Raw genomic sequence first — 15,907 nt, forward strand, 5'->3', positions numbered from 1 at the left:
CCCACTTTACTGCTCTAGTTGAACTCCCTATATCCAGTGCTGCGGTATCTCCAATCCGTAATTTTTAGCAACTGTGGTTAACGAAGCGAGAATTTCTCCATGTCTCTCCTTTTCTTGGGCTAACCAAGCGGCTCGACCTTCCAATAGCACTTGAAGTTCATCCAAGCGGTACATTCCTAACCGATGAAAGTTACCCCAAGTTGGAAGACCAAATAGATTATAGATTACGACCGTGGCATCACGCTCGCTTGCGAGACGTTTCTCACCGATCAACCGTTGTTCGGCGTTCTCTGCCTCATCGCGATCATCGTAGGTGTTGAGTAGCTTCATTTTCGGCACATGACTATTAGGTACATCCATTCTACCGAAAATTCCAGAAGTATGTGCTTACGAATCACATTAGGTGCAGGCGGAAAATTGATGATTGCCTTAGACGTTTCTCTGAAAAACCATCAGTCCGCCTCTACCCCATAGCCGCACAGGCCGCTGAGTTCCGCTATAAGAGCCCGACACGCGATCCATGAAGAAACGCATGATTATTCACCTGTAAAATTCAATGCATACAATCAAGACACAGCCCTCCCAGCCGACTTAACCTAAAATCTAGATGGTAAGAACTGAACGAAATATAGACGCGATGCTCGCGACAAACAGAAGGTATGCTTTGAGCGATCACCTCGTATCAGGTGTAATCTCATCAGTCCGGCAAATTACGAATCGAAGCATTACAAATGGTCTCAGTATTCCAAAATGTATGCCAAGAAAAAAATGGAAATTCAAAAATCCATATAAATCAACTAGTTAATAATCCATTTCAGATTACCCCGGCCCACCAATTGAAACACCAAAGAAGCCCGCCAAATACGGTTTTCTCTGCGTCTGGAACATTAGAAGCTCCTGAAAATCGTTGTGGGTTGATACAGATTCACGCAAGTATCAGCAGCTTTTCAGCAACATCCATCTACGGCGTTCTGCCGACCGAACTCAATCCCTACTCCCCAAGCCCATCATAAGCCCGCTCACACGTCACTCCCCTACCTCGGCTTGGGTCCGCGCGCTTGAGCACGTCAGCAAACACCATGCCGGCGCGGGTAGGCGATAGCACGCAGGTTCTGCTGCCGCGCATTGTTCGTGCGCCTTCCCTCCGCTATTTCGACCGCAGGTCAGTCCTGCCCGCCCTCCTCCCTCTTGTGCTTACGGTAACGGGAGAGCGAAATCCCCGTTTGGCGCTTGAAGTAGCGACACAAGTAAGATGCGTCGGCGAAGTTCAGTTCGTCGGCCACACGGCCAATAGCCAAGTCACTGTATGAAAGGAGAGCCTTGATTTCCAACGTTACCTGCCGATCGATCAGGCCCTTGGGGGTGTCATTGAAAAACGCTTTGGTCAACTGCGACAGGTAGGACGGCGTGATACTCAGTGCGTCGGCGTAGAACTTCACATCTCGGTGGCGGATACAGTGTTTGCCTATCAATTCCCAGAAGCGCCAACTGAGCATTTCCTTCCTGCTGAATCCCCTGTTCTCTATTTGGTTGGCTGGAAGTTGCTCGGCTATTTTCAAAAAGAGGGTCTGCAGTTGATTGCGCAACATGATGCGTTGGTAGGTGGGGCAGGTCTGCGCAATGTTCCGCATCTGCGTCACCCACCCCTCTATCAGCGGCATGTCGTCCTTGGATGGGACACAATGAGGATGGTCATGCAGAAATACGAACAAGGTATTTGGCAGTGGGTAGGCAACCTCCGCTGCAAAGTTTTTCGGCATAAGGCAGAAAAACACCTTGAAGCGGCGCGAGCGACGTTTGAGCAGGGCAATCGTGTCTTCAGCCAGCAGCATCACACCACCGCGCCTGACCGCATGCTCTTTGAAGTTGAGAGTGAAGTGGGCACTACCGCAGAGGCATACCAGCAGCGTCAAGTAAGCATGACCGAAGGAAAGCGGTAAACCTAGCCCTTGCGCGAGCGTGGTTTCTCCCATCCGCATCGATTCGTCAGGAGCGGAAAGTTTCGGAATGTGATGCATAGTGCCCCAGCGCTACAACAAACAAGTGCCACAATCGTATCAGCGCCTGGCGAAACTGTTTTGAAAAGTACCGAAAAAGCCGAGGTACTAGCGTGTACCGATGGTCTGTCTCCCAATACTCTGTCCCGAACGCACCAATCCATTACGAGTACAGGCCATGACACTTAAAACAGAACGCCTCTTGCTGCGTCCCTGGCAGGACACGGACGCCGCCGATCTATACGAATATGCCAAAGACACCCGAGTCGGCCCCATCGCTGGCTGGCCTCCGCACACCAGTGTGGAGAACAGTGCCGACATCATCCGCACAGTCTTCAATCACCCAGAGGTGTACGCGGTCGAATTGAAAGAAAATCGCCGTGCTGTTGGTTGTGTGGGCATTCTCATAGGTAGCAGCAGCAATTTTGAAATCAGTGAGCAGGAAGGGGAAATAGCCTACTGGATCGGCGTGCCTTACTGGGGCAAAGGCCTGATTCCGGAAGCAGTGCGTGAAGTGATGCGACACGCTTTTGAAAACCTGAACCTCAAAGCACTTTGGTGTGGTTACTTCGCCGACAACATCCAATCCCATGCTGCTCAATCGAAGTGTGGCTTTCGCTTTCATCACACCGAAGAAAACAAATATAACCAGTTCCTCCAAGACTATCGGACGGAACACATCAGCCGCATCACCTACCAAGAATGGCTGGAACAGAAAATGACTGGGTCTGAAGTAACAAGAGACTCTGCCTACCCTGACCCCGCAGCCAAGCACACCATTGCTCGCTGACATCCACATGACATCGAAACACCCCCATTTCGTCATATTTCTGCAATGAAACCATGCGAGTTTTGTCGGCGGAAATAGGACATAACAGTATGCTTTAGCACGCTAATACGCTGTTTTAATTATGGAAAATGGATTCTAAGGAAAGTCGATGTCGATGTTTTGTCAGATCATGGATAAATCTGAGAGTGGTGGGTGCGGGTGCAAGATCCCATCCAGTGTGTTAACGAAGATTCTGTCGCAAACTGCAGCAGCCAATACGGTTTCGGATGACAAGGTGGTGTTGGGCTTTGAGTCTTCTGACGATTGCGCCGTCTATGACGCAGGTGAAAAATATCTGTTATTCACCACCGATTTTTTCTCTCCGATAGTCAACGATCCTTATATCTTCGGCCAATTGGCAGCCAGCAATGCTGTAAGCGATATCTTTGCTTCAGGCGGGAGTCCGCTTATTGCCAACTCGATCATGGCGTTCGACCCGGAACAGGTTTCGGTCGAGCAAGTTACGCAGATGATCCTTGGCGCCCAGTCGGTGATGAACAGGTTCAATGTCAGCATCGTCGGTGGTCATACGATCAAGAACAGCCAGCCCTTGTACGGCTTCTCGATCATTGGCGAGGTGGAAAAACACCGGTTGAAGAAAAACAACACGGCCAGGGCCGGTGATTTGCTGGTCATGACGCGTCCGATCGGTGTCGGCATCCTCGCCAATGCCCTGAAGAGCGGAGTGATTGAACAAAAGGATATTGCTGCGTCGACGCTTGCCCAGATTACCGGCAACAACGCGTTTGGCCGCACGCTGAGCGAAAGCCCTGAGGTGAGCAGTTTGACTGATATCACGGGGTTCGGTTTGATCGGCCATATCAGTGAGATGGTCGGGCTGGGGCAACTGGATGTTGACCTGGATACAAGCGGTCTGGTTTTTTATGACGGCACAGAGTCATTGGCAGTGGCGGTGACTTCAGCTGACAGCGGTATTTTCTCTAACATTAAAAAGTACGCGCAGAACGTGGAGTACCTGACTGATCCTCCATTAGCTAGAAAGTTTCTGTTGCATGATCCGCAAACGAATGGCGGTTTGCTGTTCACGGTGAGTGCCGAAGGGTTTGAAAAGAACCGTCAGAAGTGGCAGGCGCTTTGCCCTGATCTGATTGTTATCGGTCAGATGACGGAAGGGACCGGCAAGATCAAGGTCTGCTGAGATGGTAGCCGTGACAATCTACCCGGTTATGGTCGGTGTGGGCATGGTGGCTGGTTTCATGTCAGGTCTGTTCGGTATCGGTGGGGGCATCATCGTGACGCCCCTGTTGGTGCTGATTTACCCGATATTGTCCGGTCAGAAACTGCCGATTGAAGTCGTGACGGGTCTTTCTTCCGCACAAGGCTTCTTTTCGTCCCTCGTGTCGTTCGCGCTGCACCGCATCAAGTTTCAGCCGGATTGGCGAGTGATCAGAAGCTTTGCTGTACCGATGGCTGTCGCCAACTTTTTTGCCTCGCTCCATGCTGATGCATTCAGCGAAAACTTCATCCTGTTCGTCTTCGGGCTGCTGGGGTTGATGTCGCTGTTGGTGACGCATCTGTTCCATAGACCGGTGGCCCTGTTGTGCAACCATCAATCGCTGTCGTTGCCACTGATAGGGCTGGTGCTTGGCGTATTGTGCGGGCTGGTCGGCCAGGGCGGCGGGTTCATCTACCTGCCTGTACTGATCAGCTTGTTTGGTCTGCAGATAAAGCAGGCCATTTCGACCTCGGCGCTGATCGGAATCATCGGAGCAAGTGGGGCTTTACTCGGCAGAGTGGGCTCCACCATGGACTTTCTCGGCTACACCGGTGAATTGGTACTGGGGATAGTGGTGGGTGGTTTCCTCGGAGCCATGCTTTCTCATCGGCTGGACTCAAGGCATCTGAAACAGGCACTGAATGCTTTCGTTTTGCTGTGCTCGATCCAGCTCATGCTGCGCCTTATTGTTTGACCCGTGAGTCTCTGTTCGCATTATGCGAGCAGCATCCTGAATGACATAAAACAGAAAACTGGAAGTGTTTGATATGGATATTGCTGTGGATGCAGTTTATGCCGACGTCTGTGGTTCGGCACCGGTTTCAATGGCTGTCAGCAACATGCTTCAGGCGTTGTTCTCGACCCGCCAATGCGCCAACCCCAACGCCAATCACGCCCTCGGCGTTCAATTGCTCGAACGAGTCGAACGGGCGCGTGGCCGCATCGCCAGCCTTTTGAAAGTGGACGCCGACTGCCTGATTTTCAACAGCGGCTCCAGTGAGGGCTGTAGCCAGGTGTTTCATGATTTTTTCGAACGCTACAAACATGAGCAACCCTTGGTGCTGTACTCAGCGATCGAACACTCCTGCACCCTGCAGAACATAAACCGCTACGGTCTGGAAGGTCTGCAATCCATAGCGATCGGGCATCAAATGAACGGACTGCTCGACACTGCACAATTGGAACAGCTGCTCCGCACCCATGCAGGTCGCCCGACATTGGTTTGCGTTATGGCGGTGCATAACGAAACCGGCGTGATTCAACCGATCGAAGCAATCGCCCGACAAGTGAAGGCTGGGGGTGGTTTGCTATTTTCGGACATGACCCAGGCCATCGGCAAAATCCCTGTGGATCTGCACGCATCCGGCGTTGATTTCGCTATTGCGTCAGGACACAAGTTCGGGGCGTTGCCCGGTGCCGGTTTTCTATACGCCAGAAACCGCTACGGTTTGTCGCCATTAATTGTTGGCGGTGGCCAGGAAGGCGGGTTGCGCGGTGGTACTCAGAACTATCCGGGCATTCTTTCGATTGAAACTGCGTTGCAGGAGAAACAGCACAAATACGGCAACGGTAAAGTCGCGGTACAACAGAGCCGGGAAACATTTGAATCTAAGCTGCAAGCGATGCTGGGCGAAGTGGTCGTGATCGGTCAGCAAGCACCGCGTGTACCGTGTGTGAGCTTTATTGCATTGCCGGGCGTCAATACAAAAAAACTGCAGCTTGCCTTGAACAGGCAGTCGATCTACATAACCGGTGGGTCGGCATGCTCGGACAAGACACTCAGCCTGTCCAACACGGTTACACAACTGGGATATTCCGAGCAGATCGCCGGGGCCACGGTGCGCATTTCCATCGACGAAGAACATTGTCAATTCGCGTATGAGCGGATTCTGGAGGGGATCGCTCAAGCGCTGAAGCTGTCTTCGACTGTCTCGGCAGCTCACGCTGTGGCCCACGTGTTATGAGGGTGGTGACCTCAGGCTCGGCGTACCTGGACATCGATGCGTATGCCTGCTGCATTGCGTACGCCGAGCTGTTGAATCGCCAAGGCATTGAGGCTCGGGCCGTCAGTAGCGCCCCGCTCAATGCCAGCATCTCCAGGACTGTGCTCGGATGGCAGTCATCTCTGGATGACTATCTGCCGAGAGCGGGTGATGAGTTCGTGTTGGTGGATGTCTCCGACTACCACTATTTCGACCCGGTGGTGGTTCCTGAACAGGTGGTGGAAGTCATTGACCATCACCCAGGCTTTGAAAACTATTGGGCGCAGAAGCTCGGCTCTGCGGCAGACATCCTGCCAATCGGCGCAGCGGCGACCCTGATTTTTCAGCGTTGGGAAGCGTTGGAGCTGTTGCCGCTAATAAGCGAAAAAAGTGCTGCGTTGCTGGCCACAGCTATTCTGGACAATACCCTGAATTTCACCGGGCAGTTGACCACCCAATCGGATATCCGGGCTTATGAAGTCCTCGCACGGCGGGCGAAACTGGAAGCGGGCTGGCCCGAGCGGTACTTGCGCGAGTGTCAAGCCACTATCGAGTCAGACTTGATTGGCGCGTTGGCGGTTGATATGAAGCGGCTGAAAGCCGATAGCAATCTGCCGCAGGTTTTCGCGCAGATGGCGGTGTGGGATGCCAGTGCGCTGATCCAAACGCATCGGTCAACGCTCGCCCACTGGATGGCCGCGCAGGGTGAAGACTGGCTGTTGAACGTCATCAGTATCAGCGAGTGCAAAAGCTACTTTCTGGCTGAGCCCTTGGCCAGCCAACAAAAGTTGAGCCATTTGCTGTCGATCCAATGGCAGGCCGGAATGGCTGTCCTTGAGCGCCCGCTACTGCGTAAGGAACTGTTGAAGTTGGGGTTGGCGCGCACCTGCGTTGTTCCAACAAGCCTTCGCGGCAGTTAAAGAGGCTGCCGTGGCTGGGGATCATGCGCAATTTCATTGACGCCGCTGACGGTGCACCCCGTCAGGGCCAGGGCAATACATCCTCCTGTAATGACCTGACAATTACGCAGGCGCCGCGCATTGTCATGCAATCGGCCGCCCCTGGCCATAAGTGAACAGGCGTCAGCTAGCGCCTGACGAATCATCGTTTGTCCCCGCCATAGGCCTGAAATCTAATCCATCGCAAACAACTAACAATAACTGCGATGGAGCAGACCCACCCATGTCCCCTACCTTTTCTCTAGTGATCCTTGGCGCGTCCATTCTGTTGATTGTCGTGCTGATCGGTAAATGCCGTGTGCATCCGTTCCTGGCCCTGATCGCCGCCAGTCTGCTGGTGGGGATCGGCACGGGCATGACTCCCACCGCGATTGTCTCGGCATTTGAGAAGGGCATGGGCAGCACGCTCGGGTTTCTCGCCGGCATCATTGGGTTGGGCAGTATTCTCGGCAAGTTGCTGGAGGAGTCTGGCGGCGCCAAGCGCATTGCGACCACGCTGCTGCGGCTGCTGGGTGAGCAGAACGCCGCGTGGGCGATGATGCTGGTGGGCTTTATCGCCGGGATTCCGGTGTTCTTCGAGGTGGGATTTGTGCTGCTGATCCCGCTGATTTATGTGGTTGCCCGTCAGACTCGGATCAACCTGTTGTACCTGGGTGTGCCGCTGGCGACTTCGCTGATGGTGGTGCATTGCATCCTGCCGCCGCACCCTGCCGCCACGGCCATTACCGGCATGCTCAATGCCGATATCGGCAAGGTGATTTTGTACGGGCTGATCGTCGGCTTGCCCACCGCCGTGATCGCCGGGCCGATCTGGGTCAAGCTGACCTGTGCGCGGCAGGCCCCGGCCAACCAGGCGCAGTTTTTGGCTGAGCGTGGTGAGGGGAGCATCGACGACAGCCAGGCCCCCAGTTTCGCGATGGCGATGGTCACGGTGCTACTGCCCTTGGCGCTAATGGTCGGCAAAACCCTGGCCATCCCCTTGCTGGCCAAAGGCTCGATGGCGTTTGAGTGGGTGTCCTTCATAGGTAACCCGCTGATTGCCCTGGCGCTGTCGATTTGTTTTGCCTACTGGTCCCTGGGCCTGCGCCGTGGGCTGGGCATGGGCGATTTGCTCGACCTGACCCACCGCTGCTTCCCGCCACTGGCCGGTATTCTGCTGGTGATCGGCGCCGGCGGGGCGTTCAACGATATGCTGGTCGGCAGCGGCATCGGCAAAGTCCTGGCGGACGTGCTGGGCCAGTCCAACATCAACCCGATCATCCTCGCGTGGTTGATCGCCGGGCTGATGCACTTCGCCGTGGGCTCGGCCACCGTGGCCATGATCAGCACCGCCGGCATGGTGCTGCCGATCCTCGGACAGAACCCGCAATACAGCCCCGAGATCCTGGTGATCGCCATCGGTGCCGGCGCCATCGGCTGGACCCACGTGACCGACTCGGCGTTCTGGGTCGTAAAAGAGTACCTGGGGATTTCCCTCTCCGAAGCCCTCAAGAAATTCACCGGCGCCACCGTGCTCGCCTCGGTGGCAGCCCTGGTCTTTACCCTCATCCTTTCCCGGTTTGTGTGATGAACCCCACTCCAAAGGCAGTTCCCATGATTCAAGGCAAAACCCTAGACGCCTGGTATGCAAGCCATCCCGTTATCCAGCAATTGGTCGCACTGGAGCCGCTCAGTTGGTTCAACCCCGCGATCGCCCCGGCCGCTGTAGCGCTTGAGGATGTCGGCCTGACCCTGGAGGATGTACAAGACGCCAGCGCGCGCCTGCTTCGCTTCGCGCCCTATCTCGCCAAGGTGTTCCCGGAGACGGCGGCGGCGGGTGGCATCATCGAGTCCGCGATCCAGCCGCTGAAGGCCATGCAGCACGCGCTGTTGAGCGAAGCCGCCCTCCCCGACTGCGGCGCGCTGTGGCTGAAAAAAGACTGCGACTTGCCGATCTCCGGCTCGATCAAGGCCCGTGGAGGTATTCATGAAGTGCTCAAGCACGCTGAAGACCTGGCCCTGCAAGCAGGCTTGATTACCCTCGACGATAACTACGCAACCTTGGCCGACGAGCGCGCACTGAGGTTTTTCAGCCAGTACAAAATCGCCGTGGGCTCCACCGGCAACCTTGGCCTGTCCATCGGCATCATCAGCGCCACGCTGGGTTTCCAGGCGACGGTGCACATGTCCTCGGATGCGCGCCAATGGAAGAAGGACAAACTGCGCGCCAGCGGCGTGACGGTGGTGGAATACGCTTCCGACTACAGCGTTGCCGTGGAAAACGGCCGCCAACAGGCGCAAAACGATCCGGCCTGCTATTTCATCGACGATGAAAACTCGCCCCACCTGTTCCTTGGCTATGCCGTGGCCGCCGAGCGCCTGGCCCGGCAATTTGAAGTGGCCGGGGTGCGGGTGGACGCCGAGCATCCGCTGTTCGTGTATCTGCCCTGTGGTGTCGGCGGCGGCCCTGGTGGCGTGGCGTTTGGCTTGAAGCTGGCGTTTGGCGATGCCGTGCACTGTGTGTTTGCCGAACCGACCCACTCGCCATGCATGCTGCTCGGTGTGTATACCGGGCTGCATGACCAGGTGAGCGTGCAGGACTTCGGCATCGACAATGTCACCGCGGCTGACGGCCTGGCAGTGGGCCGCCCCTCCGGCTTCGTCGGCAAGGCGATGCAGCGCCTGGTCGATGGCTACTACACCGTCACCGACGAAGAACTCTATCGCCTGATGTTCCTCGCCCACGACCTTGAAGGGGTAAAACTCGAACCTTCGGCCCTGGCCGGCGCGCCAGGCATTGTGCGGGTGCTCAAGGACGCGCAGTATTTGCAGCGCATTGGCGTCTCGGCGGCACAGTTGGCCAGCGCCACGCACTTGATCTGGGGCACCGGCGGCAGCATGGTTCCCGCCGAAGAGTTCGCCAACTACCTGGATAAGGGGCGCGCTCTGCAAACCACAATCCACCGTTGATCGCCGGCGGTTGACGCGAAGAGGGACACCCACATGGCAGCACTTGGCCTGGGCAAAGCGCCGAAGCTCACCGGCGCCCACCTGTCCAACCTGCATACCTTTCTGGTCGCCGCCCGCCACCTCAGCTTTGCCCGCGCCGCTGACGAGCTGTGCCTGACCGCCAGTGCGGTCAGTCACCGCATAGCGCGCCTGGAAGAAGAACTGTCGCTCAAGCTGTTCCATCGCTTGCCGCGCAAGGTCGACCTGACCGATGACGGCGAGCGGATTTTCAAGGTCATGCAGCACACCATGGACACCCTGTCCGAGGCCGTGCAAGAACGCTCCGACAGCCAGATCGAAGGCCAGCTGTGCTTCTACGCACGGCCCTCCGTCGCGCAATGCTGGCTGGTCCCCAGGCTGGCCGATTTCACCGCACGCTATCCCGGGATTCAACTGGATGTGCGGGTCGGCAACGAACCGATCGACTACCGCACCCGGCGCATCGACCTGGTGCTGTGCTACTCCAACGGCGAGCATCCGGGCCTGGAAAGCCTGCGCCTGATGCCCGAGCGGATTGCCCCGGTGTGCAGCCCGCAATATGCCCAGGCCCATGGCTTGATCGGGCATCCGGAACGCCTGGCACAGTGCACGGTGCTGCACGATGTGGCGGCATGGGACAACATTTCATTCGATGCAGAATGGCGTTTATGGCTGGATGCGGTGGGCGACAGCAGCGAACTGCCAAGCCGCTTCATGACCTTTGACCGCTCCGACTTGAGCACCCTCGCGGCGATCAACCATGCCGGCGTGGCCATTGGCCGCGAGCAACTGGTGCGCAAGCGTGTGCAAGATGGCGAACTGGTGCTGCCGTTCGGCGGGTTCAGGGAGGCGTTCAACTATGGCTACTATCTGGTCCACCCCGCCCACGAAACCCTGCCCAGACGGCTCAAGGCGCTGATCGACTGGCTGGTCGAGCAAGCCGACAATTGACGCCTCTACCCGCGCGCAAATCACGATGACCTCAGGACTTCGCCATGCCGCTGAACTTTCACAAGATGCACGCCAATGGCGATGATTTTGTCGTTGTCGACGCACGCAACGCCACCCACCCTATCACCAGCGCCCTGGCCAAGCGCATGGGGGATCGCCAGCGTGGGGTTGGCTTCAACCAACTGGCGGTGATGCTCGCTTGCGACGATGCACAGGCGCGGGTGGTGTTCTGGAATGCCGATGGTTCTGCGCTGGATACCTGTGGCAGCGCCACGCGAGGGGTTGCCGAGCGTTTGATGCGCGAATCCAACAGCACCTCGGTGATACTGCGAACCAACCGTGGCCTGCTGACCTGCGAACAAACCACCAGCGGCGCGATTACCGTGAGCATGGGCGAACCGCTGCTCAGCTGGTCGCAGATCCCCTTGGCCACGGCCTTGGATAGCCTACGGCTGCCACTGGCCGGAGAGCCCACCGCATGCAGCATGGGTAATCCGCACTGCACCTATTTTGTCGATGATCTGGCGAACATTGACATCGCGGCCGTCGGCTCGTTGATTGAAACCAACCCGCTGTTTCCCGCGCGCACGAATGTGCATTTCGTCAAAGTCATCAACCGCAGGCATATCCGGCTGCGCATTTGGGAGCGCGGTGGTGGCGTGCCGTTGGGGTCTGGCTCGTGCTCGTGTGGTGCGGCGATCAATGGGATACGTCGGGGGCTGCTGGACGATTGCGTTGAGGTTGAATGTGATGGAGGCAGCGTCACGGTGCAATGGCGTGGCACCGGCCCGGTGCTGCTTACCGGGCCGGTTGAATGGGTGTTTTCAGGGACGTTTGCGGCCTAGAAATCCCAGCGCGTAGTCACCATCACATTGCGCGGGTCGCCGTAATACGCCGAGTCGTAGAAGCCGATATTGGTGTAGTACGCCTTGTCGAACAGGTTGTTGACGTTGAGCGTGGCCGACAGGTTTTCCGTCAATTGATAACGGGCCATCAGGTCCACCAGCCAGTACGGGTCCTGGGTGAATTTTTCGCTCTGGCGCGTGCCGGGGTTGTTGACGTTTTGCCAACCGGCAGCCTGCCAACGCGCGCCACCGCCCAGGGTGAGTTTGTCCAGGCGGCCCTGGAGTTTGTAGCTGGTGTAGAAACTCAGTTGATCTTCCGGCTCCCAGGTGGCGACCTTTTTCTTGTCGGCATCGCGGGCGATCTTGTGGGTGTAGCCGGCCTGTAGCTGCCAGCCGGGGCTCAGTTCGCCGGAGATTTCCGCTTCGTAGCCCTTGGTCTCGGTTTTAGTGCCGATGTAGGAGTAGTCCACGCCCGGCTGGGAGTTGTAGGCCGTATCAGCAACCGGGCGGTTTTTTTCGTGGACCTCGAAGTAAGCCAGGCTGGCGTTCAGGCGCCCGTCGAAGAACTCACTCTTGATGCCCAGTTCGTAGTTCTTGCCTTCGTTGGGATCAAGCATGGTGCGCGTACGGTCGCGATACTGGGTTTGTGGCTGGAAGATTTCGGTGTAGCTGGCGTAGGCCGTGAAGTTGTCGTTGAGGTCGTAGGTCAGGCCGGCATAGGGCACGACCTTGCCGCTTTCCCGGGTGTCGCTGGTGCCCGTGACCTGGTAGTTGGCGATGCGCGTGCCCAGCAGCAGGTGCAGGTCATCCATCAGGCTGAAGCGCCCGGTGATGTAGCTGCCGGTCTGGCGCGTGGTTTCGTCGTTGATCCTGGTCGGTTGGTTCCACAGCGGCTCGATGGCTTCGCCGTGCCACTTGTAGAAGTCGTAGGAGTTGTCGAAATAGGTCGCGCTGCCGTAGTCCTTGCCCTTCCATTTGGAGATGGACAACGACTGGCCCACCACCAGTTGATGCTCACGGCCAAGCAACTCAAACGGCCCGGACGCGTACACATCGACGCTTTCACTGGTGGTCTCGCCGGTGTATTTACGCGCAAAGATCGAGCTGGCGCTCAGGGAGTCCTGGGAGATGTAGCCCAGGGGCGCGTTGTAGCCGTTGATCTGATGGTTGTACTGCCCCTTGGTCACCCAGCCATTGTCGAAGGTGTGTTCCAGGGTGGCGAACAGGGTGCGGGTGTACTGCTCCCAACTGCTCCACTTTGGCCCGTTGTTGAACGAGCGCGGCAGGTCCAGTTTGTTGCCAGCCGGGTCGAAGATGGTCCGCGTACCGGTCCAGCTGGAGCCTTTCGGATCGCTGTCCTGATAGTCGGCACCCAGGGTCAGCAGGGTGTCGGGATCAAGGTCGAATTCAAGGATGCCGTAGTAAACGCCGGTTTTGCGCGAATAGTGGTCGAGGAACGATTTTTTATCCTGGTACGCCGCCACGGCCCGGCCGCGCACGTTGCCGGTTTCGGTCAACGGGCCGCTGACGTCGATCTGCGAGCGGTAGTTGTCCCAAGAGCCGGCGCCCAGTTCGATGCTGCTCTTGAACTCCGAGGTCGGCTTCTTGCGAATCAGGTTGATGGTACCGCCCGGACCGCCCGCGCCGGTGAGCAGGCCGGTGGCGCCCTTGAGCACTTCGACGCGGTCATACAGGGCCATGTCGGTCAGGGTCTGCCCCGCCGAGTACTGGGCGTCGCGCAGGGTGGGAATGCCGTCGTACTGGAAGTTGACGATGGAAAAACCGCGGGAATAGTAGTTGGTGCGCTCGGTGTCGTAGGTCGACACGGTGATGCCGGGCGTGTGGCGCATCACGTCGTCGATGGCATTGAGGCCGAAGTCATCCATCACCTGGCGCGTGACCACCGAGATCGATTGCGGCGTTTCCCGTGGGGTGAGCACCATCCGCGTGGCGGTGGCAATGGTGCCCGGGGTGTAGGAGCCAGTGCCTTCGGTGATCGAGCCCAACTGGTTGGCGCTGATCTGCGTGGCCTGCAATTGCACTTGCCCGTCTACGGCGGCCCGCGCCACCACGCGATAGCTGCCCTGCTCATACTCGGCCTGCAGGCCCAGCGGTGCCAGCAGGCGTTCAAGCCCCTCGGCCAGGGCAAAACTGCCGTGCAAGCCCTGGCTGTGCACACCCTTGGCCAGCGCCGAATCGATGGCGATCATCACGCCCGCCTGATTGCCGAAAGCACCCAGCACGCGGTCCAGGCTGCCGGCAGCAATGTCGTAGGACTGGCGCGAGGCTTGTTCGGTCGCCGGTTGCGCAGTGGCGGCCATGGCGCCGTGGCTGGCCGTTGCCACAGTTAAACCAACGATTATGGCGCGCAGGGCGCTGGCAAGCGGAGTGACGCGGCTGTGCATAAAGACTGTCCTGTGGTGAAAGGTTGGGGGCGCTCTTATTCAGCGTCTTCCCTGTCTTGATGCACGAGATGGCAAATACTGCCGGCCCCATGGAAATTTTTTACCTAGGCCGCCACCACCGTCGCCAGGTAGCCGAAGACCCGCTGCACGCGCACCGGCAGCACCTTGGCCAGCAGGTCGAGGCTGGCATCCGGGCGGTCGAGGGAGAACGAACCCGAGACTTGCAGACCGGCAACCGCCGGGTCACAGCGCAACACCCCGCGCCGGTAACGGTTGAGCTGATCGACCACCTGGGCCAGCGGCATGCGCTCGGCAATCAGCAAGCCACGGCTCCAGGCATCGGCGGCGGGCGCGAGGGGTTGTGCCGGGCCGCTTTGGCGGCTGTCGAAGGCCAACTGCTGGCCGGCGCCGATCGACACCCGGCCACCTTGCTGCGGTTCGATCGAGACATGGCCTGCGAGCACTTGCACCAGGGTCCCGCGCTGGCCTGGCAGATCCTGGCTGATGATAAGCCGCGACAGCGCCACCGGCCGTACCCAGCCATGGGCGGTCTTGACGCCGACGAAGGTGTCCGCCGCCGTCGCCAATAGCAAGCGCCCCTGGTTCAGGGCCAATTGCGGGCCGCGCACATCCACCGCCGTCTGGGTGTCCAGTTGCACCGCGCCAGCGCCGGCCAACTGCAAGGGCCGCCGCTCGCCGGTGGTGGTGCGGTAGTCACTGAACAACTCCGGCAATACCACGCGCTCGCGCACACCCAGGCCCATGGCCGCCGCAATCCCCAGGCCGGCGAAACCCTTGAGCAGCGTGCGCCGCGAGGTCAGGCTGCGCGCCCGCAACAACTGGCGGGCGGCGGGCGCCGGCAGGGCAACGGTGCTGCTACGCAGGTCGCGGCTCAAGCCGGTCAAGCGCTGCCAGGCCAGTTCATGCTGGGGATTTGCATTGCGCCAGGCTGCACACGCGCGTTGCTCGGCGGTGCCGCTGACGCCCGATTGCAGGGTGACCATCCACATCAGCGCCTGGTCCAGCACGTATTCATCCAACAATTGATCGTCGGTTGGCTGGAACATCGTCATGCCTGGTACACCGCCAGGTAACAATGCCGATAGGCCTTGAGCATGGCCTTTTGCACAACATTCACGGTCAGGCCCAGTTGCTCGGCGATCTGTGGATAAGTCAGGCCGTCCAACTGCGACAGCAGGAAAATCTCCCGCACCTTGCTCCCCAGCCCGTCCAGCACCTGCCCGACCGCATCCAGTGCTTCAAGTACCAACAAGCGGGTCTCCGGCGACGGCGCGTGTTCCGGCTCGAGGATCAACAGGGATTGTTCGTACGCACGCTCCAGGGCCTGGCGGCGAAAATACTGGCCGCACAGGCGGCTGGCGACCGTGGTGAGATAAGCCCGCGGCTCACGCAACAGCGGCAAGGGCCCACTGCTGAGGATGCGCACGAAGGTATCCTGAGCCAGGTCCAGTGCCTGCTCCTGCCCACCCAGCTTGCGCCGCAGCAACTGCACCACCCAGCCGTGATGCTGGGCGTAGAGCTCACCCACAGCGCGGTGGGAGGAAGAGGATGAGGCCATCGAGGTGATTTCCGGACTGGCAGCTGACGGGAAGTGCGTATGATAATACTTCTCATTAGAGACAAGTAGAAGTTTATACTCCCTGCTGTTTTATCCGACCCAAACACAGTGCCTGCCGCGTTTACCCCTTTCCTTCAATGCATGGAAGCCATTTGA

General features: G+C 58.2%; 14 protein-coding genes. 9 read left to right on the forward strand and 5 right to left on the reverse strand.

The window, feature by feature from the left end; all coding sequences use genetic code 11:
- Window positions 1-27: 27 nt before the first annotated feature.
- Window positions 28-330 (reverse strand): hypothetical protein, encoded by a 303-nt coding sequence (locus HBR94_RS18645; RefSeq protein WP_170045376.1) that lies wholly within the window; start codon window positions 328-330, stop codon window positions 28-30.
- 833 nt (window positions 331-1,163) lie between these two features.
- Window positions 1,164-2,018 carry a helix-turn-helix transcriptional regulator gene (locus HBR94_RS18650; RefSeq protein ID WP_170045347.1) on the reverse strand — a complete coding sequence of 285 codons (855 nt, stop codon included), beginning with the start codon at window positions 2,016-2,018 and terminating at the stop codon, window positions 1,164-1,166.
- Between the two features lie 157 nt (window positions 2,019-2,175).
- Here HBR94_RS18650 and HBR94_RS18655 point away from each other — a divergent pair, with 157 nt between their 5' ends.
- The 9 genes from HBR94_RS18655 (at window position 2,176) to dapF (ending at window position 11,767) form a co-directional block, all read left to right on the forward strand.
- The gene (locus tag HBR94_RS18655; protein WP_262383404.1) at window positions 2,176-2,787 is read left to right on the forward strand and encodes a GNAT family N-acetyltransferase; all 612 of its coding nucleotides are present in this window, start codon (window positions 2,176-2,178) and stop codon (window positions 2,785-2,787) included.
- Window positions 2,788-2,935: 148 nt separating this feature from the next.
- On the forward strand, window positions 2,936-3,985 hold the full coding sequence (gene selD / locus HBR94_RS18660) for a selenide, water dikinase SelD (protein ID WP_170045348.1): 1,050 nt from the start codon (window positions 2,936-2,938) through the stop codon (window positions 3,983-3,985).
- A gap of 1 nt (window position 3,986) precedes the next feature.
- Window positions 3,987-4,757, forward strand: a complete 771-nt coding sequence (locus HBR94_RS18665; RefSeq protein WP_057440193.1) for a sulfite exporter TauE/SafE family protein — start codon at window positions 3,987-3,989, stop codon at window positions 4,755-4,757.
- Window positions 4,758-4,830: 73 nt separating this feature from the next.
- Window positions 4,831-6,027 carry an aminotransferase class V-fold PLP-dependent enzyme gene (locus tag HBR94_RS18670; protein ID WP_057960600.1) on the forward strand — a complete coding sequence of 399 codons (1,197 nt, stop codon included), beginning with the start codon at window positions 4,831-4,833 and terminating at the stop codon, window positions 6,025-6,027.
- Complete coding sequence (locus tag HBR94_RS18675; protein WP_057440195.1) at window positions 6,024-6,965, forward strand: DHH family phosphoesterase; 942 nt, start codon at window positions 6,024-6,026, stop codon at window positions 6,963-6,965. Before HBR94_RS18670 ends, HBR94_RS18675 begins: the two co-directional genes overlap by 4 nt.
- 262 nt (window positions 6,966-7,227) lie before the next feature.
- Window positions 7,228-8,571: a gluconate:H+ symporter gene (locus tag HBR94_RS18680; protein WP_170045349.1), complete on the forward strand. Its 1,344-nt coding sequence runs from the start codon at window positions 7,228-7,230 to the stop codon at window positions 8,569-8,571.
- Between the two features lie 26 nt (window positions 8,572-8,597).
- Window positions 8,598-9,953, forward strand: a complete 1,356-nt coding sequence (locus tag HBR94_RS18685; protein ID WP_170045350.1) for a D-serine ammonia-lyase — start codon at window positions 8,598-8,600, stop codon at window positions 9,951-9,953.
- A gap of 33 nt (window positions 9,954-9,986) precedes the next feature.
- Window positions 9,987-10,922 (forward strand): DNA-binding transcriptional regulator DsdC, encoded by a 936-nt coding sequence (gene dsdC, locus HBR94_RS18690; RefSeq protein WP_120731537.1) that lies wholly within the window; start codon window positions 9,987-9,989, stop codon window positions 10,920-10,922.
- A gap of 44 nt (window positions 10,923-10,966) precedes the next feature.
- Complete coding sequence (dapF, locus tag HBR94_RS18695) at window positions 10,967-11,767, forward strand: diaminopimelate epimerase (protein ID WP_170045351.1); 801 nt, start codon at window positions 10,967-10,969, stop codon at window positions 11,765-11,767.
- On the opposite strand, the gene HBR94_RS18700 is transcribed toward dapF, so the two are convergent.
- The 3 genes from HBR94_RS18700 to HBR94_RS18710 form a co-directional block, all read right to left on the reverse strand.
- Complete coding sequence (locus HBR94_RS18700) at window positions 11,764-14,172, reverse strand: TonB-dependent siderophore receptor (protein ID WP_170045352.1); 2,409 nt, start codon at window positions 14,170-14,172, stop codon at window positions 11,764-11,766. The two genes, dapF and HBR94_RS18700, sit on opposite strands and share 4 nt — an antisense overlap.
- Window positions 14,173-14,276: 104 nt before the next feature.
- Window positions 14,277-15,245, reverse strand: coding sequence for a DUF4880 domain-containing protein (locus HBR94_RS18705; protein WP_170045353.1), 969 nt, complete (start codon window positions 15,243-15,245; stop codon window positions 14,277-14,279).
- Entirely contained in the window at window positions 15,242-15,751 is a 510-nt protein-coding gene (locus tag HBR94_RS18710; RefSeq protein WP_057440199.1) for a sigma-70 family RNA polymerase sigma factor, read from the reverse strand. Before HBR94_RS18710 ends, HBR94_RS18705 begins: the two co-directional genes overlap by 4 nt.
- Window positions 15,752-15,907: the final 156 nt, after the last annotated feature.

The sequence above is a fragment of the Pseudomonas sp. WS 5412 genome (assembly GCF_012985615.1).
Lineage (GTDB): Bacteria > Pseudomonadota > Gammaproteobacteria > Pseudomonadales > Pseudomonadaceae > Aquipseudomonas > Aquipseudomonas shahriarae.

Excerpts from the sequence above, each read along its gene's own strand:
- HBR94_RS18645 (WP_170045376.1), bottom strand. The coding sequence starts at position 330 with ATGAAGCTACTCAACACCTACGATGATCGCGATGAGGCAGAGAACGCC.
- HBR94_RS18650 (WP_170045347.1), bottom strand. The coding sequence starts at position 2,018 with ATGCATCACATTCCGAAACTTTCCGCTCCTGACGAATCGATGCGGATG.
- HBR94_RS18655 (WP_262383404.1), top strand. The coding sequence starts at position 2,176 with ATGACACTTAAAACAGAACGCCTCTTGCTGCGTCCCTGGCAGGACACG.
- selD (WP_170045348.1), top strand. The coding sequence starts at position 2,936 with ATGTCGATGTTTTGTCAGATCATGGATAAATCTGAGAGTGGTGGGTGC.
- HBR94_RS18665 (WP_057440193.1), top strand. The coding sequence starts at position 3,987 with ATGGTAGCCGTGACAATCTACCCGGTTATGGTCGGTGTGGGCATGGTG.
- HBR94_RS18670 (WP_057960600.1), top strand. The coding sequence starts at position 4,831 with ATGGATATTGCTGTGGATGCAGTTTATGCCGACGTCTGTGGTTCGGCA.
- HBR94_RS18675 (WP_057440195.1), top strand. The coding sequence starts at position 6,024 with ATGAGGGTGGTGACCTCAGGCTCGGCGTACCTGGACATCGATGCGTAT.
- HBR94_RS18680 (WP_170045349.1), top strand. The coding sequence starts at position 7,228 with ATGTCCCCTACCTTTTCTCTAGTGATCCTTGGCGCGTCCATTCTGTTG.
- HBR94_RS18685 (WP_170045350.1), top strand. The coding sequence starts at position 8,598 with ATGATTCAAGGCAAAACCCTAGACGCCTGGTATGCAAGCCATCCCGTT.
- dsdC (WP_120731537.1), top strand. The coding sequence starts at position 9,987 with ATGGCAGCACTTGGCCTGGGCAAAGCGCCGAAGCTCACCGGCGCCCAC.
- dapF (WP_170045351.1), top strand. The coding sequence starts at position 10,967 with ATGCCGCTGAACTTTCACAAGATGCACGCCAATGGCGATGATTTTGTC.
- HBR94_RS18700 (WP_170045352.1), bottom strand. The coding sequence starts at position 14,172 with ATGCACAGCCGCGTCACTCCGCTTGCCAGCGCCCTGCGCGCCATAATC.
- HBR94_RS18705 (WP_170045353.1), bottom strand. The coding sequence starts at position 15,245 with ATGACGATGTTCCAGCCAACCGACGATCAATTGTTGGATGAATACGTG.
- HBR94_RS18710 (WP_057440199.1), bottom strand. The coding sequence starts at position 15,751 with ATGGCCTCATCCTCTTCCTCCCACCGCGCTGTGGGTGAGCTCTACGCC.